Consider the following 22,837-nt stretch of genomic DNA (forward strand, 5'->3'; position numbering starts at 1 on the left):
CGGAGATCATGTGGATCGGTGATCTGCAGATCTGCGTTCTGTGGTCGCTGGGACGGCTCAGCGGCTCCGCGCAGGCTCCGTCACAGGATCGCCGGTCGTATGACGGGCGGCTAGGGCCTTCTTGAATCGCTGGTCGAGGCCACCGTTGGTTTCGCTCGGTTATGCCACGCGGGCGATCCTGAGCGGGGCCAAGTGAGATTGGGCCCCGCTCTTACAAGTCGGCATCCGCCCTGGTCAGCGCTTGATTTCTGCTGATCCTGGGCGAGTGCCCCCGGCGGGGTACTCGGGGCATGGGGGCGGACGGAACCGCTGGTCGGCGGCGGGCAGCTGGTGATCGAGACGGTTGTCCGGTCGGAGCGGCAGATCGGCGGCGATTGATTGCTGCGAGTTTCGGGTCCCGGCAGGAGCCACAAGCAAGGGACGGTCGTTCCGGACCCGCTGTGACCTGCGGGATTCTCTGGTTGCCCGATGTGGTCCATCTACCCGAGCCCGAAACGGTGTGGCGCGCCCATCCATGCTTCCGACGGGTTCACGCTGACATAGGAAGCGAGCTAACATCTAAGTAAGATTCAATCTACGTAATATCGAAACTGTGTTTTGGTCGAGAGGGTGCTGCCTGTGGAATTCAAGGGCAGGGCAGCCGATCTGGATCTGCTGGCTGGGCAGCTGGGCCTGGTGATCGAGGGCGCGGGTGCTACCCGTGGGCGGGCCGTGATCATGACCGGTCGGCGCCGGGTCGGGAAGTCTCGCCTGGTTCAGGAGTTCTGTGACCGGTCCCGGGTTCCGTATGTGGTCTTCCAGGCGACCCGGGGCCGCAATGCCGCGGCCGAGCGGGCGGACTTCACCGGGGCGCTCGCCCAGTCCGCCCTACCGGAGGCGGAGCTGGTGGCCGGGCTGCAGGCCGCGGATTGGAATCAGGCGCTGCGCTCACTGGCCGTCGCGGTTCCGGACGACGCTCCGAGCATCGCGGTGATCGACGAGGTGCCGTGGTTGGTCGAGCAGGACGCGGAGTTCGAGGGGGCTCTGCAGACCGTCTGGGACCGTCACCTGTCCGCCAAGCCGGTCCTGCTCATCCTGGTCGGCAGCGACATGTCGGTGATGGAGGCGCTGCAGTCGTACGGCCGCCCGTTCTTCGGGCGGGCGGCCAAGATGACCGTACGGCCGCTGCACCTGGGCGATGTGCAGGCCATGACCGGGCTGGACGCGGCGGACGCGGTGGACGCGCTGCTGATCACGGGAGGCTTTCCGGAAATCGTCCAGTCGTGGCGGCCAGGGGTGGGCCGGGCCGACTTCCTGCGCGAGGCGGTGGCGAATCCGCTGTCTCCGCTACTGGTGGCGGGCGAGCTGTCGCTGCTGGGGGAGTTCCCCGAGGCGTCACACTCGCGGGCGGTGCTGGAGGCGGTGGGCAGCGGCGAGCGGACCTTCTCCACCATCGCTGCACAGGCCGGGGGAACAGGTGCCCTGCCATCGGGCACGCTGTCCCCGCTGCTGAACACCCTGCAGGCAAAGCGGGTTCTGGCGGCCGACCTGCCGCTGTCCGCAAAGGCCGACACCAAGAACAAGCGCTACCGCATCGCCGATCCGTATCTCCGTTTCTGGCTGGCGTTCCTGCAGCGGGGTATCCCGCTCATCGAGCGCGGCCGGGGCGATCTTGCCCTGGAGCGCATCGAGCGGTCCTGGACCACTTGGCGGGGGCGCGCGGTCGAGCCGCTCATCCGCGAGTCGCTGCTGCGGCTGTTGCCCGACGAGCGATGGCCGGAGACCGAAGCGGTCGGCGGCTGGTGGAACCGGCAGAACAACCCCGAGATCGACCTGGTCGGCACCGACCGTGAATCCGTCGCGGGCGCGGTGCACTTCGTCGGCTCCATCAAGTGGCTGGAGTCCCAGCCGTTCGGCCGGCGCGAATACGACGCCCTGGCCCGGGACGTACTCGCGGTGCCCGGTGCCGGGCCGGACACCCCGCTGGTCGCGGCGTCCCGCAGCGGCGTCGTCGGCAGCCTGCCGCTTGCGGCCCACTGGGGACCTGAAGATCTGGTCCGCGCCTGGCGGTAGCGGAGAGACGATGAGGCATCGAATTCGTCGCTCAGCATGCCCAGTGCCGGTAGGCCTCCACCCAGGCCCACCCCTCAGGCGCGGGTTCGGGCAGCGGTAGGTCGAGAAGACCGATCGCCTGACGGTGTCGACCGCGCCTGCACAGGGCGACGATGCCGCTGCCGGACCGGAGCCGGACGGCGGTGACGGTTACGGTGACGCCGAGCACGGCCGTGTCGAACGGGAGGGCGAGGCGGTCCTCGATGACTGCATGGAGAGCGGCGAGTTGTTCGTACTCGTCGTAGGCATCGACCATCGCCTCCGCGACCATGGCGGCGAGTGCTGTGGTGGTGGGCCTCATCGTCCGTGGTGCCTTTCCGCGCGCAGGAGTTCGGCGAGGCGGGCGCCGACGGGGGCGATGCTCGGCAGGGGCTCGTGTGTGTAGTGACTCTTCTTGCGACGGCGCAGCAGTTCGTCCCCATCCTGCTCCCAGGTGAACGCGGGCTTGCGCAGGAGCGCGCGGAACACGGCATCGGCGTTCTCGGGATGCCGCTGGACCAGGCGGCGGATGACCATGGGGGAGACGGAGTCGTCGTTCAGGTACTTCCGGAGCTGCGTCAGGTAGGTGCGGTTACGGGTCAGAGAGGGATCGGCGAACAGTGCGTCGAGGCGGCCGAAGTCGGCGTAATAGCAGATGCCTTCGGTCTCGTCACAGATCACAGCGACGTCGTCCGAGTCGAGAAGCTCTTCGGGCAGGCTGCTCAGTTCGTCTACCGAGGGCCCGTTGTTCCTCGCCCGCGCGGCGGCCTCGTCGTCAAGTTCGGCGAGGGCCTTCTCCTGCCGGTGATGGTGATACTCCCGCAACCGGACTTGCGCCTCTGCCGGGTCCAGGACGAGCAGGTCGGTGCCGAACAGTTCGATGAAGTCGGAACGGGCTTCGGTCTGCATCTCCCAGGCCATGCGCAGCATCTCGGGATTGCGGTGCAGCAGCTGCGGATTGACAGCCAGGGTCTGGACGGCGACCTGCGCCAACTCCGAACCGTCGCCGGGCGGGTAGGTGGTGAGGTTGCCGCTGACCACCCAGGCGTCGGTGTCGGGGTGGACGGGCACGATGCGCGCGACAACGAACATCCCCTCACGCAGTTTCCCCAGAGCGCGCCGCCCCAGGTTGGAGTGGACCTGGTAGACGAGGTCGTCCAGCAGGTTGTGCAGGATGGCGGCGCCTCGATCGAGGCCCTGTACCTCGAAGATCCCCTCGACCACGTCGCGCCAGCCGAGCAGCATCGCACGCTCGTCCTCCGACAGCGGCGGCCGACGCTGGGCCACGAACTGCTCGACGACCGTGGAGCCGTCGGCCAGCCGGTACTGCAGCGCGAAGTGATCGATCGTCTGGATTGCGGTTGCCTCGTCCAGGAAGCCGAGTCGGTCCTCGGCCTCGTCGAGCCGGGCATCCAGCCGCCGGGCGAAGCGCGGACCCTGCGCGAACGCCACCAGTTCGCTCTTGAGATCTCCGCTCCGTGCCACCAGCCTTGCGACTGGGGGACGCGCCGTGGGGGAACCGCTCTGGTCCACTTCTTCCTTCCTGCTCTTCAAGTTTCTGCCGTACGACACGAGCCGCCGCCTGCGAGCGCGGCGCGCGTCTGGCTGGGGGTATGTGTCAGGAGCCGGACGGCCGGGGCCGACCCGTGAGTTGATGGGCGAGCCGTTCGGCGTTGAGGGTGCGCACGGCGGCGTCGACGGCATCGCGGTCGGTGAGGTCGACGCCCCGCGTGGCGAGGGCGGCCGAGATCTGCTTGGCCGGACCCCACGCCTCCTCGTCGTCGAAGGCCGCGCGAAAGGCGGACGCGTGCGCATCGACTGCGGCGACGACGGGAGAGGTCCATGGCTCCTCGACACCGCGTTCGGTGAGCGCGAAAGTCACCCATTGCGTCAGCACGGCAGGCAAGAGCATGCGGTGCTCCTGATCGAGTACGGCCTTGCGGGGCAGCCAGTCCTCCAGGAAGCCGGCGGCCTGGCCGGGGCTCCAGCACAGCGGACCGCGGCCGAGGTAGTTCTCTCCGTAGTCCAGGAACAGATCGGCCAGCGACCTGACGGTGTCGGATTCCTGTGCCGCATGGGTGCGGGAGGCGGTGAACGCGTCCAGCAGGCGGGCGCGTTCGGCTTCGTCGAGCGGCTGGTGTTCGGGCCAGTCGGGCAGGTGGTCTCGGCAGCGCGCCCAGGCCAGGGCCCGCAGGGCGACGACGTCCTCGTCGTCCTGGCGGGGCCAGGTCATGTCCGTCAGCCGCAGCGCCAGGGCGAGATCCGCGAGCACCTCGTCCGCGTCCTGTTCGGCCGGCGGCATCGGCACCTCGCCGTCCTCCCGCATCGCCTCCCACGCTTCGGCCGCCGCCGGCGTCAGCAGCGCCAGCTTGTCGACCATCGTGCCGCCGACCTCGCTGATCTGCGCCATCAGCATGTGCGGGACGGGACCGTTGTACTCGACGAACAGCACCCGCTCGCTGTCCCACACATCCACCGCACGCCAGGCCCGCACCGGGCGGTGCGGCGCGGCCGCGTACCAGGCGGGCAGCGGCTGCGACTTGGCGAGGATCTCCACCGTCTCGCCGAGCAGGGAGCGGCTGTCGGGCGGGCCGACCCGCTCCAGCGCGGCCACCGTGGCAAGGCCATGCGGGGACGGTGTCGTCGAAGCCCGTCCCACCACCTCAAGACACAGCGTCTGCTCCGGCTCGCGCTCCGTCATCCCGGCGGCCAGCCACGCCTCGCCCAGACACCCGCTCGCCCACGCCTCCACCGCGAGGACATCCCTGTCTTCCAGACGCTGCGTTCGGGCCTCCCGCAGGACACGACCCGACAGGCGCAGGGGATGCGGCGAACGGCGTACGGGCGCCTTACCGCCACCCGGCTTGCGGCGGCCACGGCTCTTCGGCATGCCATCGAGTCTGGCAGAGCAGGGTGGAACGCGGACCGGACGGTCGAGGACAGCCCCCGCTGGAGTGACGGCGCGGGCACGCCGACGCGGTTCCAACCGCCGCCGTGGCCTGAATAGCCCTCTTTCGTCATGAAAGCTCTCCCCGCACCCTTCGATCAGGCGCGATACGCCCATGCTGCGGGACCGACGGGGGAGCCGCGATGGTCAGAACCGTCTACGTACCGGTACTGCCGACCACCCGAGCCGCCAGGCGGGCCTACGAACACGTGGACGCGTCGGTGAGGCGCCGGATCGAGCCGTTGTGGACCGTGGTACCGCGCGTCGGGCCTGAGCGTCTTCGGGACGCACCTCCGCTGTCCGACCCGGAGACCGACGAGACCCTGCTGAGTGACTGGCTCACCCCGCGCGTGAACGACCTCATCGAGACGATGGGCGACAATCCCGGTTGGGTCGACGCGGCCCACGTCGAGCGTTTGATCCACGGGTCCGCGAACAGCCTGTGGCGCCTAGCCGTCAGAAGCCGCCTGCGCCTGGTCACCGGGCCCGAGCGCGCCCCGAGGCAGCAGCGCTACGCCGCCGACCTCACCTTCCTCAGCGGTCGCAGCCTCGGCATACGGCTCGCGCTCCACGAACCCCTGGACCCGCACGGCAGCCTCCGCCCGCAGCTCCTCGACTTGATCGACCGCCTCTGCCTGCCACCCTCCCGCCTCGACCTCATCCTGGACCTCGGACCGGTCACGGACGCCGGGGAAGCCGTCAAGACCGCCCTCATCGCGATCGACCTCCTCGGCACCCTCGTCCCGTGGCGCACGCTCGTCCTCACCGCCGGCGCCTTCCCCCGGCTCATGGACGACATCGACAGGCAACCCACCCGTACCACCGTGCGCCACGACTGGCGGCTGCACCACCTGGTGCGCACCGCCCGCCCGGAGTTGGCGAGGAGGATCGTGTACGGCGACTACTCCGTGGAGCACGCCTGCAGCGCCAACATCGCCCCCGTCCGGCAACCAGGCCCGGGCTGGAGCCTGCTGCGCTACACCACACCGGACGGCTTCCTCATCACCCGAGCACCGACCAGGGGCCCCGACCACGTCTCCCGGGTACGCGCTCAGGCCCGCTGGATAGTCGAGCACAACGGCTTCCGCGGACTCGGCGATCCGGGCCACGCCGAAGGTGAGCGCTGGCTGCGAGCCTGCGCGCACGGTGACGGCTCGAAGGGCTCCGGCAATGCCGAGACGTGGCTCCAGGCGGGGCACACGCAGCACGTGGACTTCGTCGGCCGACTGCTGACAGGCGCTTTGTAAGCACCGAAGGCGCGAAAACGGCCCCTCTACGACCAGTAGGCGTTGCTCTTGCCAGGGCCAGGGCCAGGGCCAGGGCCAGGGCCAGGGCCAGGGCCAGGGTGCATGGGCATCGCCTGCACCCCACGGAGAGGCATCGTGTTGCGCGTGCCTAGTGAGCCAGCCTGGGCAGCCTTCCCCTCTTGCGGGTTTCCGGGTGGGGATGAACCTGCGCACGGTCAACAGATGGACAACACGTTTCGACCTACGGCGATGCCTGAGAGGGAGCAGGTCGTTGCATCGTGAGCCTGCAGGTGGCAAGCGGACATATGCCTTCTGACCAGCAGCTTTGCTTGCGCAGGAGGTTCTTCTGGGCAGGATTCGAACCTGCGCACACGGCTCCGAAGAGCATGCTCATGGCGTGCTTGATTATGACTCTGACCTGCAAGGGAGCTGGGCAGGGTGCGTGATCTCGTCTCGCTCACACGCCCCTCACACGCGCACGGGGGGAAGGACGGGAGGTCACCTCCGGTTGTTGAGGCCCGATAGGGAGCGACGACGTGAGGGGCTGCAACACCGGGGTGTTGCAGTCCGGTACGCAGGCCGGACAGGTGGGACACTGGCGAATCTCGCTGTCCCACCCCTTTGTGCACGCCAGAGCTCTAATCGGACAGCCGGACACGTAGGACACAAGCCGCGCCGGCTGGGCCGTGGGGACGGAGCAGTCGACCGCCTGGTGAAGCTCTCAGCTTGGGAAGCTGAGGTGATCCAGGACCCGCTGCGGGCCTGACCTGCTGCGGCAGGGCGTCGCCGACCGGTGGCACGTCCGTTGATTCCCCAGTGTTCCCCGTGGTTCCCCGCACGATCTGGCACGCGTGTGGCACGACCGACCGCTTCGTTTGCAGGCGGGCGTCCTGGGTGCCAGGCGCTCCAGACTACTGATCGCTGCGACCGCCGCCTACGACGTCTACGATGTGGCGACCGCACCGAGGGGCGAGCGCACGCAGACGGCGATCCACCACGGGCCGGCCTGGCGGCCGGGCTCGCGGGCGCGGAGTTCGGCGCCGAGGCCGGCTCCTTCGGCGGGCCGGTCGGCAGCGTGGTCGCCAGCGCGATCGGCGAAGGCATTGTGGACGGGATCGAGGATCTGTTCTAGATGAGGAACTGGCTGGTGAGGCTATTCGGGAAGGAGCGGCCCCGCGGTGCGGATGAGGACTTGGCGGCGGTCTCGTCGCCGGGCCCGATGTGGATCGATCCGGAGATCCCGGACGAGGAGCGGGCGGTTCTGCTCGTACGCCTCATCGAAGACCCCACGGCGCGCGAGGACGAGCAGGACGACGCGGCGTCGGCTCTGGAGTACCTCTCCGGTCCATTCGTCGAAGCGGCCTTGATCCGGGCTATCCGGGCGGGGGACTTCCGCAGCGACTTGGCCCAAGGCTGCGCCGAGTCCCTCGCCGGAATCTGGGCCAGGGAGGGCCACGTGGACCCCGCCTTCCTGGCGGAACTGCGCAGCCTGGCGAAGGAGGAGGTCTTCGGCATCCTCGGTGTACGCGCCCCGCACCTGCTGCCCCCTAGCAGCCTCTAGAGATCTTCAATGGCTGAGGTGCCCCTGACGACATCACGCCTGGAACGTCAGTAACCAGTTCCGGCGGATGGCCATGCGTCGTGTGGGCGGCCGGTCGGGCTGTGCATACCTTCCTTGGAAGATGGCGTAACAGCGCCGGGCCTGACCTGGCAAGAAGCTGACCTGCGAGTCTCCGGGCGACTCGCCGACGTTCCCCGCTGTTCCCCGCCTATGACCGTCCGATCGGGCACGCAGGGGGCACGCGTGGCCTTCGCCTGGCTTCCTCAGCCGCGAGTCTGATTCTTCCCATGCTGAGCCTGCTCGGTGCTCATGCGGTCGGCGGAGTCTCACGAGCCCAGTCGAAAGGCATCGGCGCGCCCTGTGGAATCAACCAAGGGTGGGGATAGCGAGCGTGACAACCGGTGCAGCGCGCGACGAACGGACCGACCTCAGGGTTCGTGAGAGGGCTGTAGTGGCTGGAGGGCTGAGCCGGGAGCATGTGCCCGTTCGCCGTCGTCTCCAAGCCGGGCCACCCCGGCGAGCATTGGCACGCGCGCTCTTCCGCGAACGGGTCGCCGTGGGGAGTCTTGGCCGTGCTCTGGAAGAGCTTGGCGAAGTTCTTGCGTATCGACACGACGGTGGCATCCCCTTCGCTGCGCCCGACTCTCGAGCCCCCAGACAGTAACCGAGGCCGGCGGACTCTGTTGCGTGGAGTGAGCTGGCCCTTCCCTGAATATCTGGGACGCTACGACGGGGGCGTGAGTGAGCGGCGTCATCGATGACGTGCTGGAATGCGGGGTCGCATGTCCCGGATGATCCTGAAGGCATGTCCGGACCGATTCGCGTGATCGTGCATCCGCCGTCGCCCACGGGTGGCCGGCGCGTACGCGTGGACGGCGAGATCCTCGGACTAGCCCACAGTGTGGTCGACGTCGCGGAGTTCCTGCGCCGTGCCGGGCTGGAGATCGACCCGGCGGAGGTGGCAGGGGTGCCGTGGATCGACTGGCGCGGAGTAGGGCCGGAGCGCTGGGGCCCGGAGACGTGATGCCCTGGGGGTATCGCTCCGAGGGCATCACCTTCTGATCCGTAGCTCTGTGTAGCAGTTCCCCGTGAGTCCCCGCTCGTCCTGGCACGAGAGTGGCACGGCCGGGGACCGTGCCACGACCCCTCGATTTCGAGGTCGGTAGCGGACTGCTGGCGTCGCGTCCGTTGCTGTACTTTCCTGCTGTACGGCAGCCGTGATCAGGGGGATCCGTGGAAGTACTGGCCTTGTCCTTCGTTGCGTTGCGTTGCGTTGCCGTGCCTCGCCATCGTCAGTTTCACGTGTTTCGCCGCGTGTCGGGCCCAGCGGCACAAGGAGTTCAAGGTCCTGGCCGTTCTGTTCCTGTGTGTTGGCTTGGTCTGCGCACTCACAGCAGTCGGGACCGTTGTTTGGATTCTGACCCTGTAGACCGGCTCCCGAAGCAGCTCCAAGCATTCCTTGATCAGCGGCGGACGCTGTAGTGGATGTTCCAGACTCGGAGGGCCTCGCGCCGCTGGGCTTCGGACAGCCAGGTGTGGGCGGAGAGGAACTCTTCGGCGAGGATGCGGTTATAGCGCTCGACCTTGCCGTTGTGGCGAGGAGTGCAAGGCGTGATCCGCTGGTGGCGAGAGTGGAGCAGCGCGCGGGCGAATGCGTCGGCGCGATAGCACGCGCCGTTGTCGGTGACGATGCGCTCGATGTGGGTGATGCTGTGAGCGGCGAACCAGGCTCTGGCTCTGTGGAGGAACCTGACCGCAGTTGCTGCTTTCTCGTCGGGTAGCGCTTCGGTGTATGCGAGCCGAGAGAATCCGTCGACAGCGGAGTGCAGGTAGACGTAGCCGCCGCGCTTACTCTTGTTTTTGCGTCGTGCGACCTCACGGGCGTGGTCGCTGTTCTTGCCATGAACGCGCCAGCCGCCGCCGTCCGGGATGCGGCCAACCTTCTTTACATCGACGTGGATCATGTGCCCGGGGCGGCGAGCGGTTATTTTCTGCTGTTTTCGGTTGCTCTCGCCGTTGGGGTCGATGAACCGGCGGCGGTTCAGCCCGAGCGCGACCAAGTGCCGCGATACCGTGTGGCGACTGAGCGAGACACCTTCGGTCTGGAGCTAAAACGCGATCCGCACTGCCGACCACTTATGAGTACGACGGAGCTCCTCGATCCGGCGCACGACATTGGTGTCTGTCGCGGTCGGCTGACAGTGGGGTGTTGAGGATCGGTTCAGCAGGCCGAGCTCACCGTGGCGTCGGTAGCGGTTGACCCACTTCGACGCGCAGGCACGGGAGATGCCCATCTCGGCAGCAACATGTGAGATCGGCCGTGTGCGACATCGCTCGACAAGGCGACGTCGCCCTTCGATGGACAGCGGAGCGTTGGCGTGCGCCATGAGTGCCTTCCTGTCGACAACCGATGGTGGACCTGGCGATCCACGCAGGTCATCGAGTATGTCCGTAAGGGGCGGGTGGGCCGTGCCGCGGATCTTCCGTCAGCTGAACTCGGCCGCATGGTCGATGGCCCACCTCGCGAAGGTGCCGGCCGGTCGGCCAGTGAGGCGCTCAATATGATCGGTGGCGCGGTTTGACTCTGGCCGGCGCATCGAGGCGGCGATCAGCGCTTCCACCAGCCGCTCGGGGCGTCCGTCTGCGAGCATCCGTGACCGTGCGAGGTCGGCGGTGACCGCGTGGAAGCGCAGACGGCGCCGGAGCGCGGCACCAAGGAGAGCGACCTGGTCGGTGCGACTTAGTACCTCGGGGCCCGTCAACAGGTGTGGTTCGTGATCTAGTGGGTTGTGCTGCGCGAGCAATACGGCTACGGCCGCATCAGCGACATCGCGCTCGTCGACGACGGCTGTGCGAGCCATGTCCGGGCCGGACACCACGTCGCCCGCCCGTAGCTGCGGCGCCCAGCCCCGCGCGTTGGACGCCAATGTGTCGCTACGTAGTACCAGGGGGCGCAGACCAGCATTGCGCAGCAGGGCTTCCATGTCCGCGTGCACCTGAACGATGGGATCACTCTGGCGAGCGGCTTCGTCGTCTATGGCTGTCGAGGACAGGTAGACGACACGGGGGGCCGCTGCGACGAGTTCCGCAACCAGGTCGTGGGCAGGGGCCGAATCGAGCAGTGGCCAGATCAGAAAGACGGCGTCGATGCCCACGAGCGCCGCGCGCACGGCAGCGGCGTCTGTGAGGTCGCCGACCGTCCACTCGACTCCGGGACGCGGACCGGTCTGATCGCGCACAAGGCATCGTACGAGCGCACCGTGTGCTTGGAGACGGTCGACGACCTCACGGCCGAGGTTGCCGGCGGCGCCGGTGACCAGGATTGATGAACGGCAAGGGGTGCCCGTGGGGCCAGTGGTATCAGGCATGATCGAGACGCTAAGGGTTCAGGTCGACATGAAGGCAAGGCGCGAATGGTGAAGACGATCGGAGAAGTAGCCGCAGAACTCGGAATCGAAGCCCACGTGCTGCGGCACTGGGAAGATGTTGGGGCACTCACCGTGCGTCGCGATGGCAATGGCTACCGCGTCTACGACGACAAGGCTGTGGAACAGGCACGCACGGTCCTGAAACTGCGGCGTGTTGGTCTCTCATTGCCCGAGGCCACCGCCGCCATGGCGCCGAAGAAGTCGGCAGCGCAGGCAGTCGTGAGGGCGAAGATCGCTGAACTTGAAGGTGAAGTCATACAGAGGCAGGAGGCGATTGCCTTCCTGCAACACACCGTTGAGTGTCGGCATCGATATCTCGACGAATGTCCAGATTGCGCGACTTTCGTCCGTGAAGCCTGAGCCACCCACCCACCCGCCGGCAAGCTCAAGCGCCGAGTGGCCCCCCTTTGGCTTTTCCTCACGGCCCAGCAGCAACGTGTGGCCTGCTCTGCCGTCACCAACGTCATGTCCCGCAACATCTAGCGATCGAGGTTGAACCGGCTCACGTCTCGCCTGTACGTCCGGTGGGCTTCGGCATCGATCGCCGCTGTTCGTGCCTGTTGGTGTCAGGCGTTGGTGTCAGAGCAGAGGAACGCCCTTGACACACCCGCCGACGCGCTTCAGTTCGCGTGCGGTCGACCGTCACGGACCCATGTCACCACAGCCAGAACCGCGGTGACGTACATCAGGACACTGAAGGTGGCTACGGATTCGACGTACTGCTCGTGGCCGTTTGCACGAAGCTGGAGCGCGAGGGAACCAAGTGCGGTCCCAAGCGATGCGGTAGCGGCGGCCATGGCGACGAACGGGCCCTTCGTCATTGGTACTTCCCCCAAGCCAAGAGACGACTGATCACAACCGAGACTACATGCAGCGCGATTTCAGAAGGTGCAGCCGAAGTCCTGCCCAACCCACCACCCACCCCAGCTCCCATCCCGTCCGCCGTCGACCCACACACCGTGGAGCGGGCGTCCGCGCAGGCCTCCCGGTAGCTGAGGTGGCCCGGCGCGCCGGCAACTCGCCGGAGGTCATTCACCGTCGCTACGCGGGCTGTATCGACGACAGCGAGGCTGAGAACAACAGGAGGATCGAGGTGGCTATGGGATGGATGGCTTAACCCGTCCGATCGCTCTGCTGACACCGACGCCGCTTGAGGTGGGGCAGGTCTGATCTGACGACGCCACCCCTGCCCCGCCCATCGTGACGGGCGGGGCTCGCAGGGCGCTCCCTGCGACTGAGGTGCGCAGGCGCAGCACCTTGCGGCGGTGCTGGCGGCATGTACCTCGTCGCAGGACGAGTGAACGCTCTGGCTGGGTTGTTGATTTTGCTGGCCATATGGAGCAGTGCAACGGGTTGAGGGCTGCGATCTTGGCCAAGATAAGAGCATGGTCGACAGCGATGACGCGGCGACGACGTCTCGGAGTAGTCGTTTCGTGGACACCGTCGGCTGAAGATAGAAATGGGTGTCCTTGCCCACCAGTCCAATGCGCATGAGATGAGGAAGCGCCAGATCGATTTCAGGTTTCTTTTGAAGTTCTGTGAAGTTATACAGCGAAAAGGCTAGGGCGACTACGCCCGCGGCTGTAGCAGCCCATTTGTGCACGGCGTCGCACCAAGACCCAGGATGTCGAGGTCATCCATGACGCACTTTTCCAGCTGACTCCCCTCGGCTCGATTGCCTCTTCGAAAAGACCGGTTTTCTACTGGAAAGAGGTCGGCACGTGGAGCTTCGACCCCGCTGCTGAATGGATCTCGTAGCATGCTTCACCCTGCTTGAGGATCTGCCTCAGTTGCGCACCCGCCTGTATGGGGCGAACAAGGATTTGTACGGTGACTACGATCGCCTGGCCGCTGAAGCAGATCTTAAGGTCAACGTCGGAGCGGTTGCCATTCTCCTGAGCTTTGTGGCTGCCGTCCACGTTGGGAGGTGGTGGGCTCTCCTATCGCTTCCTGCGGTTTTCCTCCTCTTTCGCGGCCTCTCGAATACTCGGCAAGCAAACGGTGTCCTTGTGCAGGCGATCGTCACGGAGATCGTGAAGTCTCCGAAGTTCGAGGCATACGTCGAGGCCTTCTCGAAGCGTGTCCGGAACCGCAAGTCGGCCCAGCGCAACAGGCGACCCGGCAAAGGTTTCCGGTCGCAGCGCCAGGTCGTGTCCGATGGCTCGCGTGATGCTCCCGCTGGGCACTCGTTCTGTGGGACATGGGGCGGGGAGATCTGTCGGATGAAGAGTGGGCTCGGCTGGAGCCGCCTTGCCAACGAATCACGGGCGGGGCGGACGCTGGCAATGCCACCGTCGTGTGATCAACGGGATTCTGTTCCGGCAGCGGACCGGCCTCCCCTGGCGGGACCTGCCTCCCTGCTTCGGTAGCTGGAAGACGGTTCATGACCGTCATCGCAGGTGGTCGGCGGACGGCACGTGGGAGAAAGTCCTGCGGGCCGTCCAGACCAACGCCGATGCCGAGGGCCGGATCGACTGGAGCATGGTCAGCGTCGATTCCACGACCTGCCGCGCTCATCAGCACGCGGCTGGCGCCTCCACCCGCGCCCCGAAGACCCAGGGACGGCGCAAGAGCCCGTCGCGCCACCGCTCCGATGAGACCCTGGGACGCTCGCGAGGTGGGCTCACAAGCAAGATCCACCTTGCGGGAGAGGGCGGGCTCCGCCCGCTCGGGTTTGTCATCACGCCCGGCCAGTGGGGGGACGCACCACAGATGATTCCCGTCCTGGAAGAGATCCGTGTGCCCCGGCAGGCTGGTGGACGACCGCGCACTCGGCCCGGCCACGTCGGAGGAGACAAGGCGTACTCATCACGTAGTAACCGGCGCCACCTGCGCAGACGCCAGATCAAACACACTATCCCCGAACCGAGGGACCAGCGGGCCAACCGTCGACGGCGCGGCAGCCAAGGCGGCCGACCCGCAGCGTTCGACAAGACGATCTACCGCCGACGCAACGAAGTCGAGCGGACCATCAACCAGCTCAAGATTTTCCGAGCCGTCGCCACACGCTTCGACAAGCGGGCGTACGTCTTCCACGGGACCGTTACCGTGGCTGCTATCCGGCTATGGCTCCGTCCGCAGTGAAACGCCCCGTTCAGAGCCTATCGGCACCCGGGTAGCGGTGGCGCAGTTCGCCGAGCGCGCGCGTCGACAGCCCTGACGTCCCACGATGAGCTGTCGAACTCGGTCTACCAGGGTGGGCGGGTGTCGCGGCGTGCTTCCGGGGTCTGCTCGGGCAGAGCCGTGTCTTGGTCGGTGCGCAGCAGCATGCCCGGGTCGGGTTCGAAGTCCTCATTGGGCGGTGCCGGCTGGTGGAAACGCTCGGTGCGCGGAATGGTGACTTCCACCAGTCGGCCCTCCTGGAACATCCATAGCCCGAAGCAGTCGTCGTCCTGGTCGCGAAGCAGAACCTGCACCGTATGCGGATGCGGCCACGGCAGCGACTCCAGGTGCTTGAGCAGGCCCTTGCGGGCACGCATTTTCTCGAACTCCAGGGCCCACCCGAACTCGTAGCCCCATTGCCCCGCTATCGGGACGAAGCGGCCTCGCCACATGCGTTCCGGATCGTCCTGGGTCAGCGGTTCCATCACCTCGTCCGACCAGCGGGCGAGCACGATGACCTCGGCATCTCTACTCATGCCGGAGTATCACCGCATCCGCCTAATCCACCGCAACCGAATTCCTCAACCGGCCGACTCAGGCAACGGTGGGCGGATTGGCGACGAGCTCTCCATGCCAGCGAGCCCGACGACGACGCCTTCGGAGAAGCCCATCTACGCCTGAGGCCACGGCCCTGATCAGCTCACGCGACTCATCGGACAGCCCCTAGGCGATTCGGATCCGGGGCGCCATCGAAGACGTTGTCGGCTGTGGCCGCCGACGACCAGCGTGCGTGCATCGCCGGTTGGCTCACACGCCACTCACACGCGATCAGCGCGCAACAACGAGAAAGAGCGGGATCCAGTGAGACTGGATCCCGCTCTTCGCGTTAGGCATCTACGCTGGTCAACCACATGATTGTGCTGGTTGAGGCGAAGTGCCCCCGGCAGGATTCGAACCTGCGCACACGGCTCCGGAGGCCGTTGCTCTATCCCCTGAGCTACGGGGGCGTGTCGGGCGCTGAGCTTCTCGCTCGCGGCGACGGGTAGAACCCTAGCAGGTCTTTCGGGGTGATCAGGAACAGGTTTCCCGGCGCCCAGCAAGGGTGAGCCCCTGGTGGTCGCGGAACGGTCCCTCGGCGGGGACGGAACGGTCCCTCGGCCGGGACGGGACGGATCCTCGGCGGGGACGGGACGGATCTTCCGTGGGGATCCTCGGCGGGGACGGAGCGGATCCTCCGTGGGGACGGAACGGATCTCCTCCGTGGGAGCGGAACGGGTCCCCCGGTGGGGGCGGAAGTGGGGAAAACCCGGACGCGGTGGCCGGGGCGGACCTACTCTCGACTTGTGCCAGGCGCGTCGGGTCGGGTGCTTGTTGTGGACGACAACAAGGTCATCCGGCAGCTGATCAGGGTCAACCTTGAGCTTGAGGGGCTTGAGGTCGTGACCGCGGCCGATGGTGCCGAGTGTCTGGATGTGGTGCATCAGGTGCGGCCCGACGTCGTGACGCTCGACGTCGTCATGCCGCGACTGGACGGGCTCCGCACCGCCGCCCGGCTGCGGGCCGATCCCCGCACCCATGACCTGCCCCTCGCCATCATCAGCGCCTGCACGCAGTACGAGGTGGAGACCGGCCTCGACGTCGGTGTCGACGCCTTCCTCGCCAAGCCCTTCGAACCCGCCGAACTCGTCCGGCTCGTCAAGCACCTCATCGAGCGGAGGCCGGAGGGGAGCAGGAGAAGGGAGCGGAGCCAAGGTGATGGTGGAAGTGAGAGGGACGGCGACGGGGACGACGGTGAAGGCGAAGGCGGTGAGGGCGGCGGGGTGAGCGATTCGGCTCCCCACGTCGCGGCGCCTGAGGCAGCCGACACCGTTCCGGGCGGGGGATCGAGGTAGCCGACCCTTTCCCGGCAGGTCCGGCACTGTGCCCGGCGATCGCGCTGGCCCGTCCGACCCCGCCCCACCTCCCACCAGGCCCTTCCGTAGTTCCCTCCGCAATCCCTCCCACCCGACCAGGGCCTTCACCCGATCGCCCTCACCACCCATGGCCTCACCGTGCCCCCATCACCTCCTCCCATGACTCACCGCCGAATCACCTCCCCCCATGACTCACCCCTGACTCACCCCCAACGCACACCCGACTCACCCCCCAACGCGCCCCGCCCCTCCCTCCCCGGCGGAAACCGCCTCGCATACCCACCCCCCTCCTCCCCTACGCTTGTCCCGTGACCCCCGTGGAGCTCTCTCGTACCGTGCTGTGTGCGGTGCGGTGTGCTGTTGAGCGGGGGGAGCTGAATGTGACCGTGCCGGAGCGGGTTGTGGTGGGGGAGCCGGGGGCCGGGGGGTGCGGGGACTACGCCACCAATGTCGCCCTGCAGCTCGCAGGGCCGGCCGGGCTGCCCCCACGGCAGGTGGCCGAGATTCTGCGGTCGCATCTCCTCCGTGCCGAGGGGATCCGGGACGTCGTCGTCACCGGGCCCGGGTTTCTCAACATCGGCCTGGAGGCGCAGGGCGACCTCGCGGGCGGCCTGGTGCGGGACATCCGCGAGCGCGGCGCCGCCTACGGCTGCGGTGACGCCCTCGCCGGGCAGGTCGTCGTCATGCGCGTGCCCTACGAGGCGCGGGCCGAGGCCGTCGCCGATGCCGTCGTGCGCATCGTCGCGACCCAGGGCGGACGCGGCGAGGTCGAGCACGCCGAGCCCGTGAACCTGAGGCCCGTCCCGGCGCCGGAGGATCCCGCGCCGCTCGGGGCGGATGCCGCTCAGTGGGCCCTGCTGCACCCCGCCGCGCACGACAGACCCCGGATCACCGCCGATCACCTCGTCCAGCGGGAGAGCAATCCGCTGTTCCGGGTGCGGTACGCCCACGCACGTGTCCGGGCGCTGACCCGCAACGCCGGGCGCCTCGGGTTCGGTGCCGAGCCCGGGCCCGTACCTGTCGGGGAAGGGGTGCGTGAGCTGCTCACCGCCCTTGCCGACCACCCCCGCATCCTCACCGCGGCCGCCACCCATCGCGCCCCGGACCGGCTCGCCCGGCATCTCGTCACCGTCGCCGATGCCGTCCTGCCGCTGCTGCCCTCCGTGCTTCCGCGCGGCGAGGAGAAACCCTCGGCCGCCCACCGCGCCCGGCTGGCTCTCGCCGAAGCCGCCGGGACGGTGCTGGCCGGTGGCCTGTCCCTGCTCGGCATCGACGCACCCGATCACCTCTGAGGGCCGGAGACCGAAGTCATGCGCCCCGGAGAAGAGACAGAGAGTCTGAGAGCTACGTCATGAGCCGTTCCGCGCACCCTGCCGGGCCCCGTCACGCCGACGTCCTTCCCGAGGGGCACTACTCGGCCCCGCCCGCCGACCTCAACACCCTCGACCCCAAGGTCTGGGCCCAGACCGTCGGCCGTGACGCCGACGGCGTGCTCACCGTCGGCGGGATCACCGTGACCCGGCTCGCCGAGGAGTTCGGCACCCCCGCCTACATCCTCGACGAGGCCGACTTCCGTGCCCGGGCGCGTGCCTGGCGCAACGCCTTCGGCGCAGGCGCCGACGTGTTCTACGCCGGCAAGGCCTTCCTGTCCCGTGCCGTCGTGCGCTGGCTGCACGAGGAGGGGCTCAACCTGGACGTGTGTTCGGGCGGGGAGCTGGCCACCGCCCTGTCCGCCGGCATGCCCGCCGAGCGCATCGCCTTCCACGGCAACAACAAGTCCGTCCAGGAGATCACCAGGGCCGTGGAGGCCGGCGTCGGGCGGATCGTCCTCGACTCCTTCCAGGAGATCGTGCGGGTCGCCCACATCGCGCAGTCCCTGGGCAAGCGGCAGAAGGTCCAGATCCGGATCACCGTCGGGGTCGAGGCCCACACGCACGAGTTCATCGCCACCGCCCACGAGGACCAGAAGTTCGGGATCCCGCTGGCCGGCGGGCAGGCCGCCGAGGCCGTACGGAGGGCCCTCCAGCTCGACGGGCTCGAACTGATCGGGATCCACTCCCACATCGGGTCGCAGATCTTCGACATGTCCGGCTTCGAGGTCGCCGCGCACCGCGTGGTCGGGCTGCTCAGGGACATCCGGGACGAGCACGGCGTCGAGCTGCCCGAGATCGACCTCGGGGGCGGCCTCGGTATCGCCTACACCAGCGACGACGACCCCCGTGAGCCGCACGAGATCGCCAAGGCGCTGACCGAGATCGTCAGCCGCGAGTGCGACGCGGCCAGGCTGCGCACCCCGCGGATCTCGGTCGAGCCGGGACGCGCCGTCGTCGGCCCCACCGCCTTCACGCTCTACGAGGTCGGCACCGTCAAGCCCCTCGACGGGCTGCGGACGTACGTCTCCGTCGACGGGGGCATGTCCGACAACATCCGGACCGCGCTCTACGACGCCGAGTACAGCGTCGCCCTCGTCTCCCGCACCTCCGACGCCGCGCCGATGCTCGCCCGTGTCGTCGGCAAGCACTGCGAGAGCGGGGACATCGTGGTCAAGGACGCGTTCCTGCCGGCGGACCTGGCACCCGGTGACCTCATCGCCGTACCGGCGACCGGCGCCTACTGCCGGTCCATGGCCAGCAACTACAACCACGTGCTGCGGCCGCCCGTCGTCTCCGTGCGGGACGGCGAGGCCCGCGTCATCGTCCGGCGCGAGACGGAGGAGGATCTCCTGCGTCTCGACGTCGGGTGACGCAAAAGCCCCGGGGGCGGAAGATCTTCGGTCCTGCACCCCTGTACAAATGAAATAGATGTCTCACGATCCGGACGAAGGGTAGAAACCCCCGTCCGGTGAGTGAGACTGGTCCAACCGTAGACGGTAAGAGGAAACGAGGTCGGATGATGCGTACGCGTCCGCTGAAGGTGGCGCTGCTGGGCTGTGGAGTTGTCGGCTCAGAGGTGGCGCGCATCATGACGACGCACGCCGACGACCTCGCCGCCCGGATCGGGGCCCCCGTGGAGCTCGCGGGGGTCGCGGTGCGGCGGCCCTCCAAGGTGCGCGAGGGCATTCCCGCGGAACTCGTCACCACCGACGCCACCGCCCTGGTCAAACGCGGCGACATCGACGTCGTGGTGGAGGTCATCGGCGGCATCGAACCCGCCCGGACCCTGATCACCACCGCCTTCGGGCACGGGGCGTCCGTCGTCTCCGCCAACAAGGCGCTGCTCGCCCAGGACGGGGCCGCCCTCCACGCGGCGGCCGAGGAGCACGGCAAGGACCTCTACTACGAGGCCGCCGTCGCCGGTGCCATCCCGCTGATCCGGCCGCTGCGCGAGTCCCTCGCCGGCGACAAGGTCAACCGGGTGCTGGGGATCGTGAACGGCACCACCAACTTCATCCTCGACAAGATGGACAGCACCGGGGCGGGCTACCAGGAGGCCCTAGACGAGGCCACCGCCCTCGGCTACGCGGAGGCCGACCCGACCGCCGACGTCGAGGGGTTCGACGCCGCCGCCAAGGCCGCCATCCTCGCCGGCATCGCCTTCCACACGCGCGTGCGCCTGGACGACGTCTACCGCGAGGGCATGGCCGAGGTCACCGCCGCCGACTTCCGCTCCGCCAAGGAGATGGGCTGCACCATCAAGCTGCTCGCCATCTGCGAGCGCTCGAAGGACGGCGCGTCGGTCACCGCGCGGGTGCACCCCGCCATGATTCCGCTGACCCACCCGCTCGCCTCCGTGCGCGGCGCGTACAACGCCGTCTTCGTGGAGTCCGACGCGGCCGGGCAGCTCATGTTCTACGGCCCCGGCGCCGGCGGTGCGCCCACGGCCTCCGCGGTCCTCGGCGACCTGGTCGCCGTCTGCCGCAACCGGCTCAACGGCGCAACGGGGCCCGGTGAGTCGGCGTACGCAGCCCTGCACGTCTCGCCGATGGGTGACGTCGTCACGCGCTACCACATCAGCCTTGACGTCGCGGACAAACCGGGTGTACTCGCCCAGGTTGCGACCGTCTTCGCCGAGCACGGGGTGTCGATCGACACCGTTCGGCAGCAGGGCAAGGACGGCGAGGCCTCCCTCGTCGTCGTCACCCATCGTGCGTCCGACGCCTCCCTGTCCGGGACCGTCGAGGCGCTGCGCAAGCTCGACACCGTGCGGGGTGTCGCCAGCATCATGCGGGTTGAAGGAGAGTAACCAGCAATGACCCACCAGTGGCGCGGAATCATCGAGGAGTACCGGGACCGGCTGCCGGTGTCCGACACCACGCCGGTCGTGACGCTCCGTGAGGGTGGCACGCCCCTCGTGCCCGCGCAGGTGCTCTCCGAGCGCACCGGCTGCGAGGTGCACCTCAAGGTCGAGGGCGCGAACCCGACCGGGTCCTTCAAGGACCGCGGCATGACCATGGCCATCTCCAAGGCCAAGGAGGAGGGGGCGAAGGCCGTCATCTGCGCCTCCACCGGCAACACCTCCGCCTCCGCCGCCGCCTACGCGGTGCGTGCGGGCATGGTGTCGGCCGTCCTCGTGCCGCAGGGCAAGATCGCGCTCGGCAAGATGGGCCAGGCCCTCGTGCACGGCGCGAAGATCCTCCAGGTCGACGGCAACTTCGACGACTGCCTCACGCTCGCCCGTGCGCTGAGCGAGAACTACCCGGTGGCGCTGGTCAATTCGGTGAACCCGGTGCGCATCGAGGGCCAGAAGACGGCTGCCTTCGAGATCGTGGACATGCTCGGCGACGCCCCCGACATCCACGTCCTCCCGGTCGGCAACGCGGGCAACATCACGGCCTACTGGAAGGGCTACAAGGAGTACGCCGGCGACGGCATCTCCTCCAGGACCCCCCGGATGTGGGGCTTCCAGGCCTCCGGCAGTGCGCCGATCGTGCGCGGCGAGGTGGTCAAGGACCCCTCGACCATCGCCACCGCGATCCGCATCGGCAACCCGGCCTCCTGGCAGTACGCGCTGGCGGCGCGGGACGAGTCCGGCGGTGCCATCGACGAGGTGACGGACCGTGAAATCCTGCGCGCCTACCGGCTGTTGGCCTCGCAGGAGGGCGTCTTCGTGGAGCCCGCCTCCGCGGCCTCCGTGGCCGGTCTGCTGAAGGCGGCCGAGCAGGGCAAGGTGGACCCGGGCCAGAAGATCGTGTGCACGGTCACCGGAAACGGTCTGAAGGACCCCGACTGGGCCGTCGCCGGCGCCCCGCAGCCGGTGACCGTCCCGGTCGACGCGGCCACCGCGGCCGAGCGCCTCGGCCTGGCCTGAGCGACCCGGCCCGGGCTGCTTTTTCCGGCCCGGCCCGAACGGTCCGTGCAGGCGCCCGGCCCGAGCAGCCGGTGCAGGCCCGGGCCGAGCCCTCGGCGGCCCGGCCCGGGCCCTGAACGGCCCGGTCCCGGCAGGGCAAACCCCGGCGGGGTGCACAGGGGGCATACGACACGCATCGTGCGCCTCCTGTGCGCCCTATGTCGCCACAGAACCTTCCTTCGATAGGCTGTACCGAACCCGCCCACCGCATATGCCATCCGTGTGTGGCAGGCGCCGCGTCGTCTCCGCGGCCCGACGGGTCTTCGTACGTCATCGAATGTCCATCGGATGTCCATCGAGTGTCATTCGACAATCACGCAGCTCAAGGAGAGTCAACGAGCGATGGCCGGTCCAGCGTTCCGCGCCGCCGCCGTCCGGGTGCGCGTTCCCGCCACCAGTGCCAACCTCGGCCCGGGCTTCGACGCCCTGGGCCTCGCGCTGGGGCTCTACGACGACGTGGTCGTCCGGGTGGCCGACTCCGGGCTGCATATCGACATCGCGGGCGAGGGCAGTGAGACCCTGCCCCGGGACGAGAGCCATCTGCTCGTCCGTTCCCTGCGCACAGCCTTCGATCTGCTGGGCGGACAGCCCCGCGGCCTGGAAATCGTCTGCGCCAACCGCATTCCGCACGGCCGGGGTCTGGGCTCCTCCTCGGCCGCCATCTGCGCCGGCATCGTCGCCGCCCGCGCGGTGACCATAGGCGGCGAAGCCCGGCTCGACGACAAAGCGCTGCTGGAACTGGCCACCGAGATCGAGGGCCATCCGGACAATGTCGCGGCCTGCCTGCTGGGCGGGTTCACCCTGTCCTGGATGGAGGCCGGCGCCGCCCGGGCGATCAGGATGGACCCGAACGATTCCATCGTTCCGGTGGTTTTCGTGCCCGGAAAGCCGGTCCTGACCGAGACCGCGCGCGGCCTGCTCCCGCGCACCGTGCCGCACGTCGACGCCGCCGCGAACGCGGGCCGCGCCGCCCTGCTCGTCGAGGCCCTCACCCGGCGCCCCGAGCTGCTGCTGTCGGCCACCGAGGACCGCCTCCACCAGGAGTACCGCGCCCCGGCCATGCCGGAGAGCGCCGCGCTGGTGGAGCGACTGCGGGCCGACGGGATCCCGGCCGTCATCTCGGGCGCCGGGCCCACCGTCATGGCCCTGACCGACGGCGACACCGCCGACAAGGTGGAAACCCTTGCCGGCGCCGACTGGGCCGCCAACCGGCTGAGTCTCGATGTGCAGGGAGCGAGCGTGCTGCCGCTTGCGACCTGAGACACGGTTGCCGGATTTGGAGA

At 68.3% G+C, this 22,837-nt stretch carries 18 protein-coding genes, 1 tRNA gene and 1 pseudogene; 12 read left to right on the forward strand and 8 right to left on the reverse strand.

The window, feature by feature from the left end; genetic code table 11:
- The first annotated feature begins 618 nt into the window (after window positions 1–618).
- Window positions 619–2,052 carry a DUF234 domain-containing protein gene (locus ACFZCP_RS03105; protein WP_391423709.1) on the forward strand — a complete coding sequence of 478 codons (1,434 nt, stop codon included), beginning with the start codon at window positions 619–621 and terminating at the stop codon, window positions 2,050–2,052.
- 31 nt (window positions 2,053–2,083) lie between these two features.
- Here the strand turns inward: ACFZCP_RS03105 and ACFZCP_RS03110 are convergent, their stop codons facing one another.
- From ACFZCP_RS03110 to ACFZCP_RS03120, 3 genes are all read right to left on the reverse strand, one after another.
- Entirely contained in the window at window positions 2,084–2,392 is a 309-nt protein-coding gene (locus tag ACFZCP_RS03110) for a hypothetical protein (RefSeq protein ID WP_391423488.1), read from the reverse strand.
- Window positions 2,389–3,555: a hypothetical protein gene (locus tag ACFZCP_RS03115; RefSeq protein WP_391423490.1), complete on the reverse strand. Its 1,167-nt coding sequence runs from the start codon at window positions 3,553–3,555 to the stop codon at window positions 2,389–2,391. Before ACFZCP_RS03115 ends, ACFZCP_RS03110 begins: the two co-directional genes overlap by 4 nt.
- A 133-nt stretch (window positions 3,556–3,688) precedes the next feature.
- The gene (locus ACFZCP_RS03120; RefSeq protein ID WP_391423492.1) at window positions 3,689–4,960 is read right to left on the reverse strand and encodes a hypothetical protein; all 1,272 of its coding nucleotides are present in this window, start codon (window positions 4,958–4,960) and stop codon (window positions 3,689–3,691) included.
- A 200-nt stretch (window positions 4,961–5,160) separates the two neighbouring features.
- On the opposite strand from ACFZCP_RS03120, the gene ACFZCP_RS03125 reads away from it, so the two are divergent.
- The 3 genes from ACFZCP_RS03125 to ACFZCP_RS03135 all read left to right on the forward strand — a co-directional run bounded on the left by ACFZCP_RS03125 (window position 5,161) and on the right by ACFZCP_RS03135 (window position 8,849).
- Window positions 5,161–6,264: a hypothetical protein gene (locus ACFZCP_RS03125; protein ID WP_391423494.1), complete on the forward strand. Its 1,104-nt coding sequence runs from the start codon at window positions 5,161–5,163 to the stop codon at window positions 6,262–6,264.
- A gap of 1,147 nt (window positions 6,265–7,411) precedes the next feature.
- On the forward strand, window positions 7,412–7,825 hold the full coding sequence (locus tag ACFZCP_RS03130) for a hypothetical protein (protein ID WP_391423495.1): 414 nt from the start codon (window positions 7,412–7,414) through the stop codon (window positions 7,823–7,825).
- A gap of 805 nt (window positions 7,826–8,630) precedes the next feature.
- Window positions 8,631–8,849 (forward strand): hypothetical protein, encoded by a 219-nt coding sequence (locus tag ACFZCP_RS03135; RefSeq protein WP_391423497.1) that lies wholly within the window; start codon window positions 8,631–8,633, stop codon window positions 8,847–8,849.
- A gap of 442 nt (window positions 8,850–9,291) precedes the next feature.
- On the opposite strand, the pseudogene ACFZCP_RS03140 reads toward ACFZCP_RS03135, so the two are convergent.
- A pseudogene (locus tag ACFZCP_RS03140) lies at window positions 9,292–10,212 on the reverse strand (IS481 family transposase); the annotation flags it as partial.
- A 99-nt stretch (window positions 10,213–10,311) separates the two neighbouring features.
- Window positions 10,312–11,193 carry an NAD(P)H-binding protein gene (locus tag ACFZCP_RS03145; RefSeq protein WP_391423499.1) on the reverse strand — a complete coding sequence of 294 codons (882 nt, stop codon included), beginning with the start codon at window positions 11,191–11,193 and terminating at the stop codon, window positions 10,312–10,314.
- A gap of 45 nt (window positions 11,194–11,238) precedes the next feature.
- Here ACFZCP_RS03145 and ACFZCP_RS03150 point away from each other — a divergent pair, with 45 nt between their 5' ends.
- Window positions 11,239–11,613 (forward strand): MerR family transcriptional regulator, encoded by a 375-nt coding sequence (locus tag ACFZCP_RS03150; RefSeq protein WP_391423501.1) that lies wholly within the window; start codon window positions 11,239–11,241, stop codon window positions 11,611–11,613.
- Between the two features lie 260 nt (window positions 11,614–11,873).
- Here ACFZCP_RS03150 and ACFZCP_RS03155 read toward each other — a convergent pair whose 3' ends face one another.
- Window positions 11,874–12,074 carry an SCO3870 family protein gene (locus ACFZCP_RS03155; protein WP_391423503.1) on the reverse strand — a complete coding sequence of 67 codons (201 nt, stop codon included), beginning with the start codon at window positions 12,072–12,074 and terminating at the stop codon, window positions 11,874–11,876.
- Window positions 12,075–13,453: 1,379 nt separating this feature from the next.
- Here ACFZCP_RS03155 and ACFZCP_RS03160 point away from each other — a divergent pair.
- A protein-coding gene (locus ACFZCP_RS03160) for an IS5 family transposase (protein WP_391423505.1) occupies window positions 13,454–14,337 on the forward strand; the annotation gives its coding sequence in 2 pieces (ribosomal slippage) (window positions 13,454–13,502 and window positions 13,502–14,337; 885 coding nt in all).
- A gap of 104 nt (window positions 14,338–14,441) precedes the next feature.
- On the opposite strand, the gene ACFZCP_RS03165 is transcribed toward ACFZCP_RS03160, so the two are convergent.
- Window positions 14,442–14,891: a hypothetical protein gene (locus tag ACFZCP_RS03165; RefSeq protein ID WP_391423506.1), complete on the reverse strand. Its 450-nt coding sequence runs from the start codon at window positions 14,889–14,891 to the stop codon at window positions 14,442–14,444.
- Between the two features lie 399 nt (window positions 14,892–15,290).
- A tRNA-Arg gene (locus ACFZCP_RS03170) sits at window positions 15,291–15,362 on the reverse strand.
- A gap of 288 nt (window positions 15,363–15,650) precedes the next feature.
- Here ACFZCP_RS03170 and ACFZCP_RS03175 point away from each other — a divergent pair.
- The 6 genes from ACFZCP_RS03175 (at window position 15,651) to thrB (ending at window position 22,814) form a co-directional block, all read left to right on the forward strand.
- Window positions 15,651–16,247: a response regulator gene (locus ACFZCP_RS03175; RefSeq protein ID WP_391423508.1), complete on the forward strand. Its 597-nt coding sequence runs from the start codon at window positions 15,651–15,653 to the stop codon at window positions 16,245–16,247.
- 329 nt (window positions 16,248–16,576) lie between these two features.
- Window positions 16,577–17,560: an ArgS-related anticodon-binding protein NrtL gene (gene nrtL / locus ACFZCP_RS03180; RefSeq protein ID WP_391423510.1), complete on the forward strand. Its 984-nt coding sequence runs from the start codon at window positions 16,577–16,579 to the stop codon at window positions 17,558–17,560.
- Between the two features lie 59 nt (window positions 17,561–17,619).
- Entirely contained in the window at window positions 17,620–19,011 is a 1,392-nt protein-coding gene (gene lysA / locus ACFZCP_RS03185) for a diaminopimelate decarboxylase (RefSeq protein ID WP_391423512.1), read from the forward strand.
- Between the two features lie 146 nt (window positions 19,012–19,157).
- Window positions 19,158–20,450 carry a homoserine dehydrogenase gene (locus ACFZCP_RS03190; RefSeq protein ID WP_362692265.1) on the forward strand — a complete coding sequence of 431 codons (1,293 nt, stop codon included), beginning with the start codon at window positions 19,158–19,160 and terminating at the stop codon, window positions 20,448–20,450.
- 6 nt (window positions 20,451–20,456) lie between these two features.
- Window positions 20,457–21,515, forward strand: coding sequence for a threonine synthase (gene thrC / locus ACFZCP_RS03195; protein ID WP_362692268.1), 1,059 nt, complete (start codon window positions 20,457–20,459; stop codon window positions 21,513–21,515).
- 381 nt (window positions 21,516–21,896) lie between these two features.
- Complete coding sequence (thrB, locus tag ACFZCP_RS03200) at window positions 21,897–22,814, forward strand: homoserine kinase (protein WP_391423515.1); 918 nt, start codon at window positions 21,897–21,899, stop codon at window positions 22,812–22,814.
- The last annotated feature ends 23 nt before the right edge of the window (window positions 22,815–22,837 follow it).

The sequence above is a fragment of the Streptomyces sp. NPDC007971 genome, from assembly GCF_042958635.1.
Taxonomy (GTDB): Bacteria; Actinomycetota; Actinomycetes; order Streptomycetales; family Streptomycetaceae; genus Streptomyces.